14 protein-coding genes are annotated in these 16,515 nt (G+C 64.2%); 7 read left to right on the plus strand and 7 right to left on the minus strand.

Annotation, left to right across the window (positions count from 1 at the left end; all coding sequences use genetic code 11):
- Nucleotides 1-173: 173 nt before the first annotated feature.
- Entirely contained in the window at nucleotides 174-1,394 is a 1,221-nt protein-coding gene (locus I6F38_RS09125) for an NAD(P)/FAD-dependent oxidoreductase (protein ID WP_225160087.1), read from the plus strand.
- A 24-nt stretch (nucleotides 1,395-1,418) separates the two neighbouring features.
- Here I6F38_RS09125 and I6F38_RS09130 read toward each other — a convergent pair whose 3' ends face one another.
- A complete protein-coding gene (locus I6F38_RS09130) occupies nucleotides 1,419-2,480 on the minus strand; it encodes a GNAT family N-acetyltransferase (RefSeq protein ID WP_225160088.1) in 1,062 nt (353 codons plus the stop codon).
- Between the two features lie 532 nt (nucleotides 2,481-3,012).
- On the opposite strand from I6F38_RS09130, the gene I6F38_RS09135 reads away from it, so the two are divergent.
- The 3 genes from I6F38_RS09135 (at nucleotide 3,013) to I6F38_RS09145 (ending at nucleotide 6,251) form a co-directional block, all read left to right on the plus strand.
- Nucleotides 3,013-3,867, plus strand: a complete 855-nt coding sequence (locus tag I6F38_RS09135) for a WecB/TagA/CpsF family glycosyltransferase (RefSeq protein ID WP_225160089.1) — start codon at nucleotides 3,013-3,015, stop codon at nucleotides 3,865-3,867.
- A gap of 75 nt (nucleotides 3,868-3,942) precedes the next feature.
- Nucleotides 3,943-5,232: an O-antigen ligase family protein gene (locus tag I6F38_RS09140; RefSeq protein ID WP_225160090.1), complete on the plus strand. Its 1,290-nt coding sequence runs from the start codon at nucleotides 3,943-3,945 to the stop codon at nucleotides 5,230-5,232.
- Complete coding sequence (locus tag I6F38_RS09145; protein WP_225160091.1) at nucleotides 5,229-6,251, plus strand: cellulase family glycosylhydrolase; 1,023 nt, start codon at nucleotides 5,229-5,231, stop codon at nucleotides 6,249-6,251. The genes I6F38_RS09140 and I6F38_RS09145 overlap by 4 nt, the downstream gene beginning before the upstream one ends.
- Nucleotides 6,252-6,278: 27 nt before the next feature.
- Here I6F38_RS09145 and I6F38_RS09150 read toward each other — a convergent pair whose 3' ends face one another.
- The gene (locus I6F38_RS09150) at nucleotides 6,279-7,490 is read right to left on the minus strand and encodes an amidohydrolase family protein (RefSeq protein WP_225160092.1); all 1,212 of its coding nucleotides are present in this window, start codon (nucleotides 7,488-7,490) and stop codon (nucleotides 6,279-6,281) included.
- A 118-nt stretch (nucleotides 7,491-7,608) separates the two neighbouring features.
- Between I6F38_RS09150 and I6F38_RS09155 the strand changes: the two genes are divergently transcribed.
- Nucleotides 7,609-8,898, plus strand: coding sequence for an MFS transporter (locus tag I6F38_RS09155; protein ID WP_225160093.1), 1,290 nt, complete (start codon nucleotides 7,609-7,611; stop codon nucleotides 8,896-8,898).
- Nucleotides 8,899-8,913: 15 nt separating this feature from the next.
- Here the strand turns inward: I6F38_RS09155 and I6F38_RS09160 are convergent, their stop codons facing one another.
- From I6F38_RS09160 to clpB, 5 genes are all read right to left on the minus strand, one after another.
- Nucleotides 8,914-9,105, minus strand: coding sequence for a hypothetical protein (locus I6F38_RS09160; RefSeq protein WP_028334885.1), 192 nt, complete (start codon nucleotides 9,103-9,105; stop codon nucleotides 8,914-8,916).
- A gap of 82 nt (nucleotides 9,106-9,187) precedes the next feature.
- Nucleotides 9,188-10,003: a family 1 encapsulin nanocompartment shell protein gene (locus I6F38_RS09165; RefSeq protein WP_225160094.1), complete on the minus strand. Its 816-nt coding sequence runs from the start codon at nucleotides 10,001-10,003 to the stop codon at nucleotides 9,188-9,190.
- On the minus strand, nucleotides 9,996-11,054 hold the full coding sequence (locus I6F38_RS09170) for a Dyp-type peroxidase (RefSeq protein ID WP_225160095.1): 1,059 nt from the start codon (nucleotides 11,052-11,054) through the stop codon (nucleotides 9,996-9,998). The genes I6F38_RS09165 and I6F38_RS09170 overlap by 8 nt, the downstream gene beginning before the upstream one ends.
- Before the next feature lie 147 nt (nucleotides 11,055-11,201).
- Nucleotides 11,202-11,456 (minus strand): DUF2171 domain-containing protein, encoded by a 255-nt coding sequence (locus I6F38_RS09175; RefSeq protein ID WP_057019219.1) that lies wholly within the window; start codon nucleotides 11,454-11,456, stop codon nucleotides 11,202-11,204.
- 100 nt (nucleotides 11,457-11,556) lie between these two features.
- A complete protein-coding gene (clpB, locus tag I6F38_RS09180; RefSeq protein ID WP_225160096.1) occupies nucleotides 11,557-14,169 on the minus strand; it encodes an ATP-dependent chaperone ClpB in 2,613 nt (870 codons plus the stop codon).
- A 667-nt stretch (nucleotides 14,170-14,836) separates the two neighbouring features.
- Between clpB and I6F38_RS09185 the strand changes: the two genes are divergently transcribed.
- A complete protein-coding gene (locus tag I6F38_RS09185; RefSeq protein ID WP_225160097.1) occupies nucleotides 14,837-16,249 on the plus strand; it encodes a hypothetical protein in 1,413 nt (470 codons plus the stop codon).
- A gap of 83 nt (nucleotides 16,250-16,332) precedes the next feature.
- On the plus strand, nucleotides 16,333-16,515 hold the full coding sequence (locus tag I6F38_RS09190; RefSeq protein ID WP_028343296.1) for a hypothetical protein: 183 nt from the start codon (nucleotides 16,333-16,335) through the stop codon (nucleotides 16,513-16,515).

Genomic DNA, 16,515 nt, shown 5'->3' on the forward strand with positions numbered 1-16,515 from the left:
GATCGGCAAGGCGGCCCCGCAGGCAAGGAAATTGCAGTTCTGCGGCCAACCAGAGCTTTTCCCGTTCCGATGGAATCGGAACGGGGCTCAAGCATCTTGTTTTGACGCGTTTTCTTCACGCGAACCGGTATCCACTTCGCTGGAAAACGCTCTAACCGTCGGAGCGGACAGACATGATTGCCGAGAAAAGTGCGATCAAGCCGATCGTGGCCTGCGAGACCGAGGTCATCGAAGCGGACGTCGCAATTGTCGGAGCCGGTCTGGCGGGCTCGCTTGCAAGGGCTGTGCTCGCCCGAGCCGGATACCGCGTCGTCCTGATCGACAAGCGTTCGATCCCGCCGGATGAATTCCGGGTCGAAAAAATCGCCGGACGGCAGATCGATATCCTGCGCCGCCTCGGCTTCATCGACGACGTCGAGGCCATTGCCGCGCCCTATGACCGGGTGCTCAACATCAGGGGCGGCAAACTGGTCGATATCGGCGTCGGCCGGTCCTACGGGATTTCCTATGCCAACCTCGTCAACATGGCACGCGGCCTGACGCCTGATGCGTCGACCTTGCTGCTCGACCAGGTGACCAATGTCAGTTGCAGCGAGGAACGTCAGCAATTGACGCTGGCCTCGGGAAAACGCGTCGTCTCGCGTCTGGTCGTTCTGGCGACCGGCATGGCGAACATGCTCGGCCACAGTCTCGGAATGCGCCGGCAGATGCTTGCTGCGCGCCACTCTGTCTCGTTCGGCTTCACGATCGCACGGCCGGACAACGCGCCATTCGATTTCGATGCGCTGACCTGCTATGGCGAGCAGGCGGCTGACGGCGTCGACTATCTCAGCCTGTTTCCGATGTCGGGCGGCATGCGGGCGAACCTGTTCATGTTCCGCGATCCGACCGATCCGATCATGCGCGAGCTGCGCCGCGACACCAGACGGACGCTGCTTCGCCTGATGCCGGGATTGCAGCCCTATCTCGGGGATTTCGAGGTGGTCGGCCAGGTGCAGAACTGGGTCATGGATCTGACCGTGACCGAGGGCCATCTGCAGCCCGGCGTCGTGTTGATCGGCGATGCGTTTCAGACCAATTGTCCCGCAGCCGGAACCGGCGTTGGCCGACTGCTGGTGGACGTCGAACGTCTTTGCACGGACTATGTGCCGCGCTGGCTGGAGACCGCCGGTATGGGCGCGGACAAGATTGCGCAGTTCTATTCCGATCGGGACAAGCTCGCCGCGGATCAGCACTCGCTGCACCTGGCGAGCTTCCGCCAGGCCTTGACGTTGAACACCGGTGTGCGCTGGAACTTGCGGCGGAAGCTGCACTTCCTGCGCCGCATGATCACACACCGGGTGGACCGGATTCATCCGGGATGGGTGATGCGCGTCCGCAGCGCGCTCCGCTGATCGGGCTGCCAGCGCCGGGCGGCGCTAGCGCGTGCCGGTCGAGGTGCGGACCGGCCTGAAATCGGTCACACGCTTGGCGGCCTGCTTGATCCAGGGCGCCTGCTTCAAGGCAAACAGCGCGAGCGAGCCGGCCGCGCTCCCGGCCCGCGTCACGGCCGACATCGGCGTCGGCTGACCGCCGAAGTACGTCTTGTAGGGTTCGTCACCGATGGTGAAGTCCAGCACCCGACCGCCGCGCTCGATGCAATCCCTGGCGACGCTCTCGAATGTCAGCGCGCCGATCGATTGGCTCTTGTACCCCTCGACATCGAACGCCGTCATGACGACAAGGAGGCTGTCACGGTGAACCAGCCCAAGGGCCGCCGCGATGACTTTGCCGTCCATCTTCATGGCGTAGAGCCGGGTAAACGAGCCCATGCCGCGAAGCGCCACGCTCGAGTAGAAATCGAAATACTCCGGTCGCTGCAACAGGTCGCCATCACCCTGTTCGTGAAACCGCGGACCGCGAAACTTTCTCATCGTCTCCATGGCTTCGCCGACGGAAGCGCTATCGTCGCAGCATGAGAAGGTGAGCGTGCCCTTCTTGTGGATCTGGCGCCATTTCTTTGCCAGCTCCTTCTGGTACGACTTTCCCATTGCATTGATCTGCCACTGCTCGAACGGTGCAACCAGGACCGTCGCGTAAGCATTGGTATCCATCAGGCTGCGATGGGGCGCTCCCAGCAGATTCTCGATCGGCATCCTCGCATCGAGCAGCTTGGGTATGCGCAGCAGGTCGAACGGTCGCAGCAACTGTCGAAGCCTTTCGCAGGCACCCCGGTCTTGCAGCAGGTCAGTGAATGTCGCGATGCTGCACACCGGCGACAGATAGTCGGACACGCGGAGATCGGCGAATTCGATGGTGCGCATCGGGCCGCGCCGCACGCGCAGCATCGGCAGCACGGCCGCAAGCGACTTGTTCGCACGATGGCGGACGGCGACGACCAGCGGCTTGGCCGACGCTGCGGGAGCGAGCTTGCGATAAAGGCTGTCCAGCCATATCGGATGCTGGAAGGCGGTCGCGTCCGAGCCTTCAAATAACTTCACGTACTCTTCAGACAAGAAGTCGAATGCGTCGTCGATGCTGACATCGAACGCGTCATCATTCTTATTCATGTGAGACCAAACAAAACGACAGTTTCAAAGCGCCGATTGTATCCGGCACGCCGCCCTTATAGCAAAGGTCGATCGGCTCGGGCAGCGGCAGAATACGATTTGTATTAATGTAATGCCTCGACCTTTGCACATTGTTGCTGGGTCGAGCCATTGCCTTCATCGCATCGACTGCGATCGGCCGTCATCTCAACGTGGCCGCGTCCGAAGGATCAGCATCGTTAACAATCCTTTAAGGATGCGTTCAATCGCGCCGTGGTGAGATATCGCACGCGGTCTGGACCGGATATTGCAGTTAAGGGCTCGCAAGTCCTGGAGTCCCGCCGAAATGCTGAGTCACAGCCAAAAAACCCGCGCTTCCTACGCAATTTCGTCCCCGCAGGCCGACCGCAAGCCGCCTCGGCGTCTCAATTCGGACATCGCTGCTCCGCCTGTCCGGATTTGCGACACGTCGCGGGCCGAGCGGATGTCCTCGGCGCCGGCGCAGATCGGATCATTGCCACACGGTGCGCCGGAGCGGCGTATCAATCCTGTCGGCAGGGCTGCGACTGCCGGTGTTCCCCGGGCAACCATCGGTGGACTGCGGCTCGCCGTGCTCGATCGCGAGCAGACCGCCGAGTTCATGGTCGAGGCGGTGCATCCGAACCGGCGTGTCAATCGTCCGCTGTATCTGACCTCCGCCAACGGCGAGGTGCTGTCGCGCTGCTCGACCGAGCCGATGACGGACCGGCTGTTCCGTACCGCCGACCTTATCAACGCCGACGGGCAACCGCTGGTCATGGTGTCCAAGCTTCGGTCGCCGAATCCGCTTCCCGAGCGCGTCGCGACCACGGACCTGTTTCACGACGTCGCGCGCAAGGCGGAAGAACTCGGGCTGACTTTCTATCTGTTCGGCGCCAACGAGACCGAGAACAAGGCTGCCATCGCCAATGTCCGCCGGGCCTATCCGGCGCTCAAGATCGTCGGCCATTCGCACGGCTATCTGCGCGGTGACGCGCTGCGGGCCAAGGTCGACGAGATCAACGCTCTGGCGCCGGATTTTCTCTGGGTCGCGCTCGGCGTGCCCTATGAGCAGGCTTTCGTCGACGAATTCATGCCCCGGCTCGGCAATGTCGGCGTCATCAAGACCTCGGGCGGGCTGTTCAACTTCCTGTCCGGCTCGCGGCCGCGTGCGCCGAGATGGATGCAGATCGTCGGCCTCGAATGGGCCTGGCGCCTGTGGCTCGAGCCGCGGCGGCTGTTCTGGCGCTACCTGACGACCAATCCGCACGCGCTCTATCTGCTGTTCAACCGCACCCGATCCTCCTCAACGAAGGACTGACGCCTCTCGCGAGTGCAATGTGCTGCTCCGATCCACCGGAGCAGCAAGCTCATTCCATGAGGGGGGTACAACCGAATGGACGGACGTGCGATCGACAGTTCGATCTGGCAGGCACCCGGCGTCGGGGCGGAGAATTTCGCCAGGACCGTCGTCGGTTGGTCGATCACCATCAATGTGATCATGTCGATGGGGACCTTCCACGCCGCGCTGCTTCCGACCGAGTTGACCCTGGTGCAGCAGGCCGTCGCCCTGTTGATGTGGGGCGTCCTGATTTACGCAAGCCTGTTCATCCGTCCCTGCCTGCGGCTGGCCCTCAATCTCGACACGCTCGTGATCGTCGCGTTCTATGCGTTCGCCACTGTTTCCGTGCTGTGGACCAACCTCGGCATGGCGGCCCTGATGAAGGCCGCGGCGCTCGCAATCACGACGCTTGGCGCGTTCTGCATGATCACCCGCGTCGATATCGACGACATCGTGACATCGGCCACTCGCGGCCTGTTCGTGCTGATCGCGGCCTCTGCGCTTTGTGCGGTCGTCCTCCCGGACATCGGGATCGATCAGACCTGGATGCACAAGGGGCAGTGGCAGGGGGTCTTCGAGTCGAAGCAAACCCTCGGCTTCGCCGGCGCCTATCTCATGTTCTTCGCCTGCTATCGAAAGATAGCGGGACAACGATGGCTGCCGTTCCTCGTGACGTTCGTGCTGGCCTCCACCTGCGTCATGCTGTCGGAGTCGCGCGGCGCCGGCGCCCTGTCGCTGGCTGCCTGCGCGCTGCTGCTCACCTCCCTGTGGTCGGTCCGGTGCATGCAGGTCTACGCGATCCTGCCATGTGTCATGTGCGTCGCGGCCGCGCTATTGATCCTGTATTTCTACACGACCGGATACGATTCGATTCATGCCTTCGACACGACGATCGACTTCACCGAGCGAACCTTCATCTGGCAGTACGCCATCAGCCATTTCGATGACGCGCCGCTGTTCGGATTCGGCATCAACGGATTCTGGACCAATCCGGCGATCTACGACTATTTCAACCAGAACCACGGCTGGGTGCTCGACAATTATCACAGCGGCTATGTCGCCATTCTGGTCGAGACCGGGTTCCTCGGCTATTTCCTGTTCACGGCGAGCGTGTTCCTGTTTTCCTACAAGGTGCTCTGCCTGATCGCAGCGCGGGCGATCGACCGTCTGCACTGCGCGTTGATCATCGGGTTCGTCTTCCTCAACTGCCAGACCAATTTCACCGAGACGGTCTTCCTTCGCTCGACGATGTTCACGTCGGTGCTGCTGATCGCCTTCTTCCTCGCCATCTGCCGGCCGGTGCCGTCATCGCGCGTAGAGCCGCGCGAGTTGGAGCAGCCATGACCGCGTTCCGATTGCTTCTGCTAAGAGCCTTCGTCATGCTGGCGGCGGCACTTGCTCTCCCGCTGATCGCGCCGGCGAATGCTGCGGGGCAGGGCGCATCGCCGGACGCCGCGCCATTGGGGCGCGGCATCAATATTCTCGGCTATGACGGCATCTGGGAAGGCTACCGGAACGCGCCGTTCCGGCTGGAAAACCTCGCCGCGATTCGCAGGGCCGGATTTTCCCATGTCCGGATCAACTTCTTCGGCTTCAGGCATATGGAGTCCGGCAACATCCTCTATGATGCCGTCCTGCGGCGCCTCGATGCGGTGATCGAGCAGGTGCTGGAGAATAGGCTCGTTCCGATCCTCGATGAGCACGACACCGATCTCTGCCAACGCGACGTGGCCGAATGCGGCGTGAAGCTCAAGGCATTCTGGCGCCAGATCGCATCGCGCTATGCGGGGAAATACCCGGCGCTGGTGTTCGAGATCCTGAACGAGCCCGGCGGCAACATGACCTCGGCCGAATGGAATGCGCTGCTCGGCAATTGTCTTGCCATCATCCGGGATACCAACCCGAAACGCAATGTCGTGGTCGCGATCCTGAACACCGAGGAGTTGCCGATCGATCAGCTGGCGCTGCCGGCCGGCGACCGAAACCTGATCGTCACATTCCACTATTACCTGCCGCTGCAATTCACCCATCAGGGCGCGCCGTGGTCGCCGACCTTCTCGAAGATCGGTCCGTTGCGCTGGGGCTCTGCGGAAGACTTGGCCACGGCCTCGGCCGATTTCGACAAGATCCGATCCTGGTCCGAGAAGGAGCAGCGCCCGATCTATCTTGGCGAGTTCGGTGTCTATGAACGCGCGCCCGCGGAGAGCCGCGCGACGTATCTGTCGTTCATGGCGAGACGCGCGGAACGAAATGGCTGGGCGTGGGCCTACTGGCAGTTCGACCACGATTTTGCGGCCTTCGACGGCGCCCGGCAACGCTGGAAGGCGGACATCCTCCGCGCGATCATTCCTCCGGTCCGCTAGGCGCCGTTGCCGGGCGCGGCGTCCGATTCAGGATCGGCCGGCGGCCTTGACGACGCGATTGTCCCGCGCAGTGAGCACGCCGCCCTTGTAGACCGAACGCCCGGACGGCCGCGCCACCACGGCCTCCTGGATATGCACGGCGTTCAAGGTCACGAAATCGGCCTTGGCCCCCACATGCAGGCCGTAGTCCTCGAGCCTGAGCGCCTTGGCGCCGGCCGCGGTGATCATGTCGAACGCGATCGCGAGCTCCTCATCGGTGTAGAAGCCCGAGCGGTATCCGATCATCATGGCACGGCCCAGCATGTCGCCGTCGCCATAGGGCCACCAGGAGTCGCGGATGTTGTCGTTGCCGCTGAACACCGTGACGCCGGCTTTCCGCAACAGCGCGACCGGCGGGAACGGCCGGCTGCCCGGCGCATTCGTCATGATCGCCACGCCCGAGCGCGCCAGGCTGTCGGCGGTCTTCTTCAGCGCATCGGCGGGAATGTCTCCGAGCCCGTAAGCGTGGCTGACGGTGACGCGGCCCGCCATGCCGAGCGCGCGGGTTCGCGCCGCGATCTGCTCGACCTCGAAGGCACCGAGCATGCCGCCGTCATGAAGATGGATATCGACATCGACGCCGTGCTTTTGCGCAACGCCGAACACGACATCGAGATGGCCCTCGACATCCCGGTCGAAGCTTGCGGGATCGAGCCCGCCGACCGCATTGGCCCCGAGCTTGACGGCCTCGTCGAGCAGTTGCGGCGTGCCGGGGCTGGTGAGGATCCCGTTCTGCGGGAACGCCACGAGCTGGATATCGATCAAGTCCCTGTATTTCTCGCGAACCCCGAGGATGGTCTCCAGCGACTTCAGCCCCACAGAGCCGTCGACCATGACGTGGCTGCGCATCTGCGTCGTGCCATGGCCGATGCAGAGGTCGAGCTGGTTCCGCGCGCGCACGTCCATGGGCGCGGCGGCGGCAAGGTTCTCGGCCTGAAACGCCACCCGCTCATGGACGTCGAATCCGTTGGTGCAGGGACGGTGCGGCCGCCAGCTATCGCCGTAAAAACTGGTGTCGAGATGGATGTGGCCTTCGACGAAGCCGGGCACGACCAGCGCATTGCGGAGATCGACGATCTCGACCCCGCTCGGGCGTTCGCCTTTCGCCTCGATCGCAACGATGCGGCCGCCACGGACCAGCAGATCGCGGCTGGTGCCGTCACCGAACCTGGCGTTGATGAAGAGTTTGTCGGCTGGCATCGGATCTGTTCCTCTTGTCGCTTGCGTCGCATGCAGACCGCGCTATGTGCCATGCCTTGCCTAACATGGTCTGAGGAATAATACTCCGCTCGCACCAGCAGACAAGGAACCGAGAGCGTTGCCGGAGATTGCGAGCAGGGAACAGTTCGATGTCAAGCGCGCAGCCTTTGCCGCGACCATCGGCAACATGCTGGAGTTCTACGACTTCATCACCTACAGCTTCTTTGCGACCGAGATCGGGCGCACCTTCTTCCCCGCGCACAGCGAATACGGCAGCCTCATGCTGTCGCTTGCGACCTTCGGCGCCGGTTTCCTGACGCGGCCGATCGGCGGCATCGTGCTCGGCATCTTCTCCGACCGGGTCGGACGGCGGCCGGCGATGCTGCTGAGTTTCGCGCTGATGGGCGGCGCGATCCTGACCATCGCGCTGACGCCTTCCTATGCCGCCATCGGCATTGTGGCGCCGATCACCGTGATCCTGGCGCGGATGGTGCAAGGATTTGCGCTGGGCGGCGAGGTCGGACCGACCACGGCCTATCTGATCGAGATCGCTGCCCCGAGGAACCGCGGCCTCGTGGTCGCCTGGCAGCCTGCCAGCCAGGAGATCGCGGCGACGGTGGGCGCGCTTGTCGGTGTCATCCTGAGCAGCACGATGGCGCCCGACATGCTGCAGGCCTATGGATGGCGCGTCGCGTTCCTGCTCGGGGCCGTTTGTCTGCCGTTCGGCATCTGGATGCGCCGCACGCTGCCGGAAACGGTCTCGCATGGCGAGCACGTCGGTGGGCGGGTCGAACGCTCGAGCCATGTCGCGCTGGCGCGGCGGCATCTTCGCGTCATCGTGCTGGCGGTGATGATCCTGGCCAGCGGCACGATCTCGACTTATGTGACGCAATACATGACGACCTACGCCAAGAATACGCTGCATGTGTCGCCGTCTCTGGCGTTCACGGTATCGCTGGTCAGCAACGGACTGCAGATCATCGGCGCGGTGCTGGGCGGCTGGCTTGCCGACCGGCTCGGACGCAAGCCGATCATGATCTGGCCGCAGCTGGTCGTGCTGGTGCTGACCTATCCGGCCTTCCTGTGGATCGTCCAGGACCCCGGCGCGTGGTCGCTGTTGTTCGGCTTCGGCATCCTGTCGTTCATCGGATCGCTGCCGTTCACGGCGTTCTATGCCGCCTTCACCGAAGCGCTGCCGCAGAGCATTCGCGGCGGCGTGTTCGCCACGATCTACGCGGTCGCCATCGCGACGTTCGGCGGCACCGCGCAACTCGTGGTCACGTGGCTGCTGCACGTGTCAGGCGATCCGCTGGCGCCGTCCTGGTATCTTCTGCTCGCGGCGGCGGTCGGCATCGTGGCCATGAGCCTGATGCCCGAGACCGCCCCGGTGAAGGTCGGCGAGAAATAACGCCGGCAGACGCGCTCAATCCATGTCGCGAAAGGCGTGGCCGTTGGCCTCGATTTCCTTCACGAGCTGCGGCGGCAGATTGGCCTGCGCCGAGGTGCCGTCGAACACCCAGTCCTTGGCATCGGCGAGGTCGGGAAGACCCGCGCCCTTGCGGACGTAGAGACCGACCGATGTCTTCTTCGGATTGATGTAGAGATCGTAGTCCATTGCGCGCCTCCTCTCCGTTTCACGTTTGGCGGAAGCTCCGGCAACGGCCGGAGACTTCCCGGATAGGTCAACGCCGGCAAGACTAGGCGGGTTTCTTCGCCTCCGGCGCAAGCACCACCGACGCTTCGCTCGTCAGCATCAGGAAGGTGATGGTCTCCTGGAAATACAGCTGAACCGATTTCGCCGAGTGGCTGAGATAGCCGATCGAAAGGTCCTGGCCGATCGAGAGCTGGAAATCGCCGCCGCGGGTGGTGAGCAGGACACCACCCTCGATCGCGGGCGCCCAGATGATCTTGCCGTCGATCAGGCGCTGAATGTGCTGCAGCACCGGATAGCCGTCGTCGGTCGCCCCGCCGATCGCGGTATAGGGCTCGGTGCCGAGCAGCAGCGTATAGGGACCGTTGACGCCGGCAAGCCGTAACTGGCTGACCGCCTGCGCGACCACGGCGGGATAGTTCTTGACGCTCGCCGGCAACGTCAGCACCGGGTTGCTGGTGCCTTGACGGATGCCCTCAATGCCGGCGGCCGCATAGCCGTCGAACACCGCGCGATCCTCGGCGAAGGCGATCTTGCGCGCGGCATCCTTGAGCGGATCCCAGTCGGAATCATTCGCGCCGCGCTCGACATCGTCGATCGCCTGGCGCGAGAGCTCGAACGGCACGCGCAGCTCGACCAGCGCGCGGACGTCGCGCTGCGTCGCCTCGACCCCGTCGCCCGGCGCCGCAATCTTCTTGAGATGACCGGTGCCGACCGCGGAGAAATCCGTTCCCTTCGGACCGTCGACGTCGACGACACGGCGCGCCGCCAGATGGCGCTTCAACGTGCGCGAGGCCTCCTCTTCGATCTGGGCCCATGCCGCGTCCGAGATGGGAGCGAGTCCCCGATGAAGATTATTCATGTCCAGCCTCTCCTTTCAGTGAGCCGATCCCGAGCGAGCCGTCGGACGGCGGTATTCCTGGTGCAGGTGTGTCGGCCCCGGCGTCGTCCAGCGACGGCTCGGCGGGCGAAGCTACCGGCGCTTCGCTCGCGACGTCCTCCAGGAAGGTCGCCGACGGGACGAAGAACAGCATGCCGGTGACGGCGCGGCTGAAGTCGAGCAGGCGGTCGTAATTGCCCGGCGGCTTGCCGACGAACATGTTCTCGAGCATCTGCTCGATCCGGTGCGGGGACTTGGCATAGCCGATGAAATAGGTTCCGAACTCGCCCTTGCTGATATTGCCGAACGGCATGTTGTCGCGGACGATATCGAGCTCCTCGCCATTCTCGACGATCGTGGTCAGCGCGTTGTGCGCGTAGCTCGGCTTCACCGCGTCGTCGAGCTCGATGTCGGACAGTTTGGTTCGGCCGATGATCTTTTCCTGCATCTCGACCGGCAGCTCGTTCCACTTCTTCAGGTCGTGCAGGTATTTTTGCACGATCACATAGCTGCCGCCGGCGAACGCCGCGTCCTCGTCGCCGATGATGGTGGCGTCGGTGGCTGCCTGGTCCTCCGGATTCTCCGTGCCGTCGACGAAGCCGAGCAGGTCGCGTTCGTCGAAATATTTGAAGCCGTGCACCTCGTCGGAGGTCGCAACCGCATCGCCGAGCCGCGTCATGATCTGGGTCGCCAGCTCGAAGCACAGATCCATCGGCACGGCGCGGATGTGAAACAGCAGGTCGCCCGGCGTTGCGACGGCGTGGTGGACGCCATTGATCTCGCGGAACGGATGCAGACCTTTCGGCTTCGGCGCACCGAACAGCCTGTCCCATGCGTCGGAGCCGATGCCCATGACGCATGACAGCCGGCCCTCGAGATCGCGGAAGCCCACCGCACGCAGCAGCGCGCCCAGGTCGGCGCACAGCGACCGCACCACCGCGTCATATTCCGGATTGGGCTTGAGCGTGACCGCAAGGAAGATGGCCGCGCGCGTCAGCTTCGCAGCGACCGGTTGCGGAACGGCTGATGGCACGCATGTCTCCTTGACTAAACGGCACTTCCACGAGGACAAAAGGCAGGCGCTGGACGCCGGATCGGCGTCCAGACTGGGGCAGAGGAGCATGCCAGTGGAGCCTTTACAAGGGCTCGAATGGCTCACGCTCTTGCAGAGGTGCCTGCCTCAATCGACGGGCTTGCCGGACTTCTCTTCCTCGAGGGTCACCGCAATCGCGGCGTTGGCCGAGAGCCGAACCTTGGAGCCTTCGACACCCGCCACGAAGCCGAGCTCGATGAAGTGGTGATGGCCCTTGTGGAAGCCGTCGCTCTCGCTCTTCTTGAGCTTGATGCGGTTGCCCTCGACGTGATCGACGGTGCCGACATGCACACCATCGGCGCCGATGACCTCCATGTTGTCCTTGATCTTGTGCTGCGTCATGGCGCTCTCCTGGTTGCAGGTCAGCTTGTATGTTCGGCTTGCATATGATGCCGGCAGACGACGCGGCGATGACAGCGCGTCGCTGGCGATCCGGCCTGTCTCACACCGGTTCGAATTCGTCCGCCGCCGCGTTCTCCGGCTTCTTGCCGTTGAAGGTGAGGCCGGCCCTGGTGGCCGAGAGCTTCACCTCTGAGCCGTCGCGCACGTCGCCGGAAAGGATCATCTCCGCCAGCGGATCCTGCACGCTGCGCTGGATCACCCGCTTCAGCGGGCGGGCGCCGTAAGCCGGATCCCACCCCTTCTCGGCGAGCCAGTCGCGCGCCTTCGGATCGAGCTCCAGCTCGATCTTGCGATCCTCGAGCAGCTTGCGCAGCCGCGAGAACTGGATCTCGACGATGCGGCCCATGTCGCTCTTCTGCAGTCGGTGAAACAGGATGATCTCGTCGATCCGGTTGAGGAATTCGGGCCGGAAGTGCGCCCGTACCATGTTCATCACCTGCTCGCGCACCGCGCTCGTGCTCTGGCCTTCCGGCTGGTTGACCAGATATTCGGCGCCGATGTTCGAGGTCATGATGATCAGCGTGTTGCGGAAGTCGACGGTGCGGCCCTGGCCGTCGGTCAGGCGGCCGTCGTCGAGCACCTGCAGCAGCACATTGAAGACGTCGGGATGGGCCTTCTCGATCTCGTCGAACAGCACTACTTGATAAGGCCGCCGCCGCACCGCTTCGGTCAGGGCACCGCCCTCGTCATAGCCGACATAACCTGGAGGCGCGCCGATCAGCCGCGAGACCGAATGCTTCTCCATGTATTCGGACATGTCGAGGCGGATCATCGCGGTCTCGTCATCGAACAAATATTCGGCAAGTGCCTTCGCAAGCTCGGTCTTGCCGACGCCGGTGGGACCCAGGAACATGAACGAGCCGATCGGCCGGTTGGGATCTTGCAAGCCGGCGCGGGCGCGGCGCACCGCGGTCGACACCGCGCGGACCGCCTCGGCCTGGCCGACGACGCGCTTGCCGAGCATCTCCTCCATGCGCAGCAGCTTGTCCTTCTCGCCCTCGAGCATCTTGTCGACCGGCACGCCGGTCCAGCGCGACACCACCTGCGCGATATTGTCGGCGGTCACGGTTTCGCTCGCGGACGCGGTCTCGCTGGCCTCGACCGCCGCGAGCTTCTTCTCGAGCTCGGGAATGCGGCCATAGGCGAGCTCGCCCGCCTTCTGGAATTCTCCCTTGCGCTGCGCGTTGGCGAGCTCGGTACGCAACTGTTCGAGTTCGCCCTTCATCTTCTGCGCATCGGAGAGCTTGCTCTTTTCCGACCGCCATTTCGAAGTCATATCCGCCGATTTCTTTTCCAGGTCGGTGAGATCCTTCTCGAGCGTCTGCAGGCGGGTCTTGGAGCCGAGATCGGTCTCCTTCTTCAGCGCTTCCTGCTCGATCTTCAGCCGGATGATCTCGCGGTCGAGCGAATCGAGTTCTTCAGGCTTGGAATCGACCTGCATCTTCAGCCGGGCGGCCGCCTCGTCCATCAGGTCGATCGCCTTGTCGGGCAGGAAGCGGTCGGTGATGTAGCGGTTCGACAGGGTGGCAGCGGCGACCAGCGCCGAATCCGCGATGCGCACGCCGTGATGTTGCTCGTATTTGTCCTTCAAGCCGCGCAGGATCGAGATGGTGTCCTCGACCGTCGGCTCGGAGACGAACACCGGCTGGAAGCGCCGCGCCAGCGCTGCATCCTTCTCGACATGCTTGCGGTATTCGTCCAGCGTGGTGGCGCCGATGCAATGCAGCTCGCCGCGGGCGAGCGCGGGCTTCAGGAGGTTGGATGCGTCCATCGCACCGTCGCCCTTGCCGGCGCCGATCAGCGTGTGCATCTCGTCGATGAACAGGATGATGCCGCCTTCGGCCGAGGTCACTTCCTGCAGCACCGCCTTGAGCCGTTCCTCGAACTCGCCGCGATACTTTGCGCCGGCGATCAGCGCGCCGAGATCGAGTGCGAGCAGCGCCTTGTCCTGCAGGCTTTCCGGCACGTCGCCGTTGACGATGCGCAGCGCGAGGCCCTCGACGATCGCGGTCTTGCCGACACCGGGCTCGCCGATCAGGACAGGATTGTTCTTGGTCCGCCGCGACAGCACCTGGATGGTGCGGCGAATCTCCTCGTCGCGGCCGATCACCGGGTCGAGCTTGCCGTCGCGCGCGGCCTGGGTGAGGTCGCGGGCATATTTCTTCAGCGCGTCATAGGCGTTCTCGGCCGATGCGCTGTCGGCGGTGCGGCCCTTGCGCAGCGCGTTGATGGCCGCATTCAGGTTCTGCGGATTGACGCCGCCCTTGGCGAGCAGCTTGCCGGCCTCGCTGTCCTTGTCGGCTGCGAGCGCCTGCAGCAGGCGTTCGACCGAGACAAAGCTGTCGCCGGCCTTGTCAGCGGCCTGTTCCGCCGCGGCGAAGGCGCGCGCGGTCTCGGGCGCCAGGTAAATCTGTCCCGAGCCGGCGCCGCTGACCTTCGGTACCTTCGCCAGCGCGTCCTCGGTCGCCTTGAGGATCGCGCGCGAGTTGCCGCCGGCGCGGTCGATCAGGCCGGCCGCGAGGCCCTCATTGTCGTCGAGCAGCACCTTCAGGATGTGCAGCGTCGAGAACTGCTGATGCCCCTCACGCATCGCGAGCGATTGCGCCGACTGAATGAAGCCGCGAACGCGATCAGTATATTTTTCTATGTTCATCGTGGCACCTCAAGGCAACGCAGGCTCGTCGAGATCCATTATGCCACGCAGTTCCGTCGGCGACAGATGGCGGAACGATGACATCCATCATGCAACAGCCCCGTGCAATTGCGCCGGCGGAAAACCGCGGGCCCAAGGCTGCCGCGTCTCGCATCGTGTGGTCCTTTCAGGGGAGTGTCAATCGCGCAGCGCGCTCGCTGGGATGCTGCGGTTAAGCCGTTGCGAGGGCTGACGTTCGTCGCTGGCACTCATCGGGAGGCACTGCTACGGCCGCGCCGGCAAGCCGGGTGCACGCATCGCGCTGACTACGGTTCGATGGATCGCCGGGCTCGCGAAGCGAGTGTTGGATGAGCATGGACCGCTGTGATCGTACAAAGGCCCAGGTCATGATCGGGACACGTTATCGGAATCGATCGCGTCGCGTTTCGCGTAGCTCGCATCGATGATGCAGAGGCAACGCGCGATGTTCCACTGAATCGTGCAACGTTGCATCACGGCGCACTCTGAACCGACCATGAATAGCCGCGTGAGCGCGTTTCCGTTTGCGTCGATGCGTTTCAGGCTGGTGTAAGGTCAAGGCGCTAGCGATGAAGTGTGTCGGTGCATTGCCGACGCACGGAACTTTTGTTCCGTCTCACGTTGAACGTGCTCATCGAAGAGGCTCCCAATGACAACTCGTCTCCTTTCGACCGTGTCGTGTGCAGCGATTACCACGGCGCTGTTCTATGCGACTGCGGTGCCCGCAATCGCGCAGGATGCGGCATGCGCGCCGGTCTCTGCCGTCGAGACCGCGCCGCCGCCGTTGCCGACCTACGATCAGCCGCCGGTGCCTGGTCCCGGCTATATGTGGTCGCCGGGCAATTGGTCGTGGGACGAGGATCGCGGCGATTACTACTGGGTGCCGGGCACCTGGGTGCAGCCGCCGCGGGTCGGACTGCTGTGGACGCCCGGCTACTGGGGCGCGTTCGGTGGCGGCTTCATCTTCCATCAGGGCTATTGGGGTGATCGCGTCGGCTTCTATGGCGGCATCAATTACGGCTTCGGCTACGGCGGGTCGGGCTATGAAGGCGGCCGCTGGGATCACGGCAACTTCTTCTACAATCGCACCGTGAACAATCTGCAGGGTGCGCGGATCACCAACGTCTACGAGAAGAACGTCACGATCAATCAGACCACCGTCAACAACGTCAGCTACAATGGCGGCCGCGGCGGCATCGAGGTGCGGCCGACGCCGGCCGAGCGCGCGGTCGCCAAGGAGCAGCACTTCGCGGCGACGTCGTTGCAACGCAAGCAGGTCGAGACCGCAAGCCAGGATCCGAGCCTGTTCAAGCGGACCAACAATGGCGTGCCCGCAGTCGCCGCAACGGCGCGTCCCGGCGAATTGAAGGGACCGGGCGTGGTTCGCGCGCGGCCGGCTGGCGAGGCGGTGCCGGCCAACGCCGCACGGCCGGCGGCCGGGGAGCCGGGGCACTCGGGAGTTGCACCCGCACCCGCAACAGCGCCGGCTGCTTCCCATGCGCTCCCGGTCCCGGGAAAGGAGCTTCCGGCGGCGCATCCGCCCGCCGAGGCGAACAAGCCCGCGGCCGAGGAGAAGCGCGCCGCACCTGCTCCCGAGACAAAGGCCGAGCCGCATCCTGCTGCGCCGGCGCCTGCCGGATCCCACGCGCTTCCGGTTCCCGAGAAGGGCGTTGCGGCGCATCCGCCCGCCGAAGCGAACAGGCCCGCGGTCGAAGAGAAGCGCGCAGCGCCTGCCGCCGAGCCGAAGCTTGAGCCGCATCCTGCAGAAGCGGCGCGGCCTGCCGTGCAGGAGAAGCGGCCCGAAGAGGTGCGCAAGGAAGAGCCGCGTCCCGAGCCTGCCGCGAAGCCCGTCGCGCGGCCCGAGCCAGCGAGGCCCGAAGCGCGACCGGAGCCAGCAGCAAAGCCGCAAGCGCACCCGGAGACGATGGCGCGCCCAGAGCCGCATCCGCAGCCGCAGGCCGCCCATCCCCAGCCGGCGGCACGGCCGGAGCCGCACGCCGCTCCGCATGCTGCGCCTGCGGCAGGTCATCCCGCGGAGGAGAAGCGGCAGGAGCAACACTAGGGCACGTCCGCGCTCCGCTGGCTCGTTCCGGCGGAGCGCGGTATTGTTCCGCCTGTGCAAGCGATCATCACTGGAGGTTGGTCATGGCACAGAGTCATGGCGGCGATGGACAGCTCGACGATGGCAAGCCGCGCTTGAGCGAGGACGACATGCAGCGCGCTTTGCTCGGTCCGAGGGGCGTGCCCGGCAAGGCGGATACCGCCAAGATGACGCCGCAGCAGCAAAAGAACATGCCGAACTATCTGGACCCCGGACATACATCCTAA

The organism is Bradyrhizobium sp. BRP56, from assembly GCF_020194035.1.
GTDB classification, from domain to species: Bacteria; Pseudomonadota; Alphaproteobacteria; order Rhizobiales; family Xanthobacteraceae; genus Bradyrhizobium; species Bradyrhizobium australafricanum.

Bases quoted from the DNA above. Each gene is read 5' to 3' on its own strand.
- I6F38_RS09125 (WP_225160087.1), top strand. From the start codon at position 174: ATGATTGCCGAGAAAAGTGCGATCAAGCCGATCGTGGCCTGCGAGACC.
- I6F38_RS09135 (WP_225160089.1), top strand. From the start codon at position 3,013: ATGTCCTCGGCGCCGGCGCAGATCGGATCATTGCCACACGGTGCGCCG.
- I6F38_RS09140 (WP_225160090.1), top strand. From the start codon at position 3,943: ATGGACGGACGTGCGATCGACAGTTCGATCTGGCAGGCACCCGGCGTC.
- I6F38_RS09145 (WP_225160091.1), top strand. From the start codon at position 5,229: ATGACCGCGTTCCGATTGCTTCTGCTAAGAGCCTTCGTCATGCTGGCG.
- I6F38_RS09150 (WP_225160092.1), bottom strand. From the start codon at position 7,490: ATGCCAGCCGACAAACTCTTCATCAACGCCAGGTTCGGTGACGGCACC.
- I6F38_RS09160 (WP_028334885.1), bottom strand. From the start codon at position 9,105: ATGGACTACGATCTCTACATCAATCCGAAGAAGACATCGGTCGGTCTC.
- I6F38_RS09165 (WP_225160094.1), bottom strand. From the start codon at position 10,003: ATGAATAATCTTCATCGGGGACTCGCTCCCATCTCGGACGCGGCATGG.
- I6F38_RS09175 (WP_057019219.1), bottom strand. From the start codon at position 11,456: ATGACGCAGCACAAGATCAAGGACAACATGGAGGTCATCGGCGCCGAT.
- clpB (WP_225160096.1), bottom strand. From the start codon at position 14,169: ATGAACATAGAAAAATATACTGATCGCGTTCGCGGCTTCATTCAGTCG.
- I6F38_RS09185 (WP_225160097.1), top strand. From the start codon at position 14,837: ATGACAACTCGTCTCCTTTCGACCGTGTCGTGTGCAGCGATTACCACG.
- I6F38_RS09190 (WP_028343296.1), top strand. From the start codon at position 16,333: ATGGCACAGAGTCATGGCGGCGATGGACAGCTCGACGATGGCAAGCCG.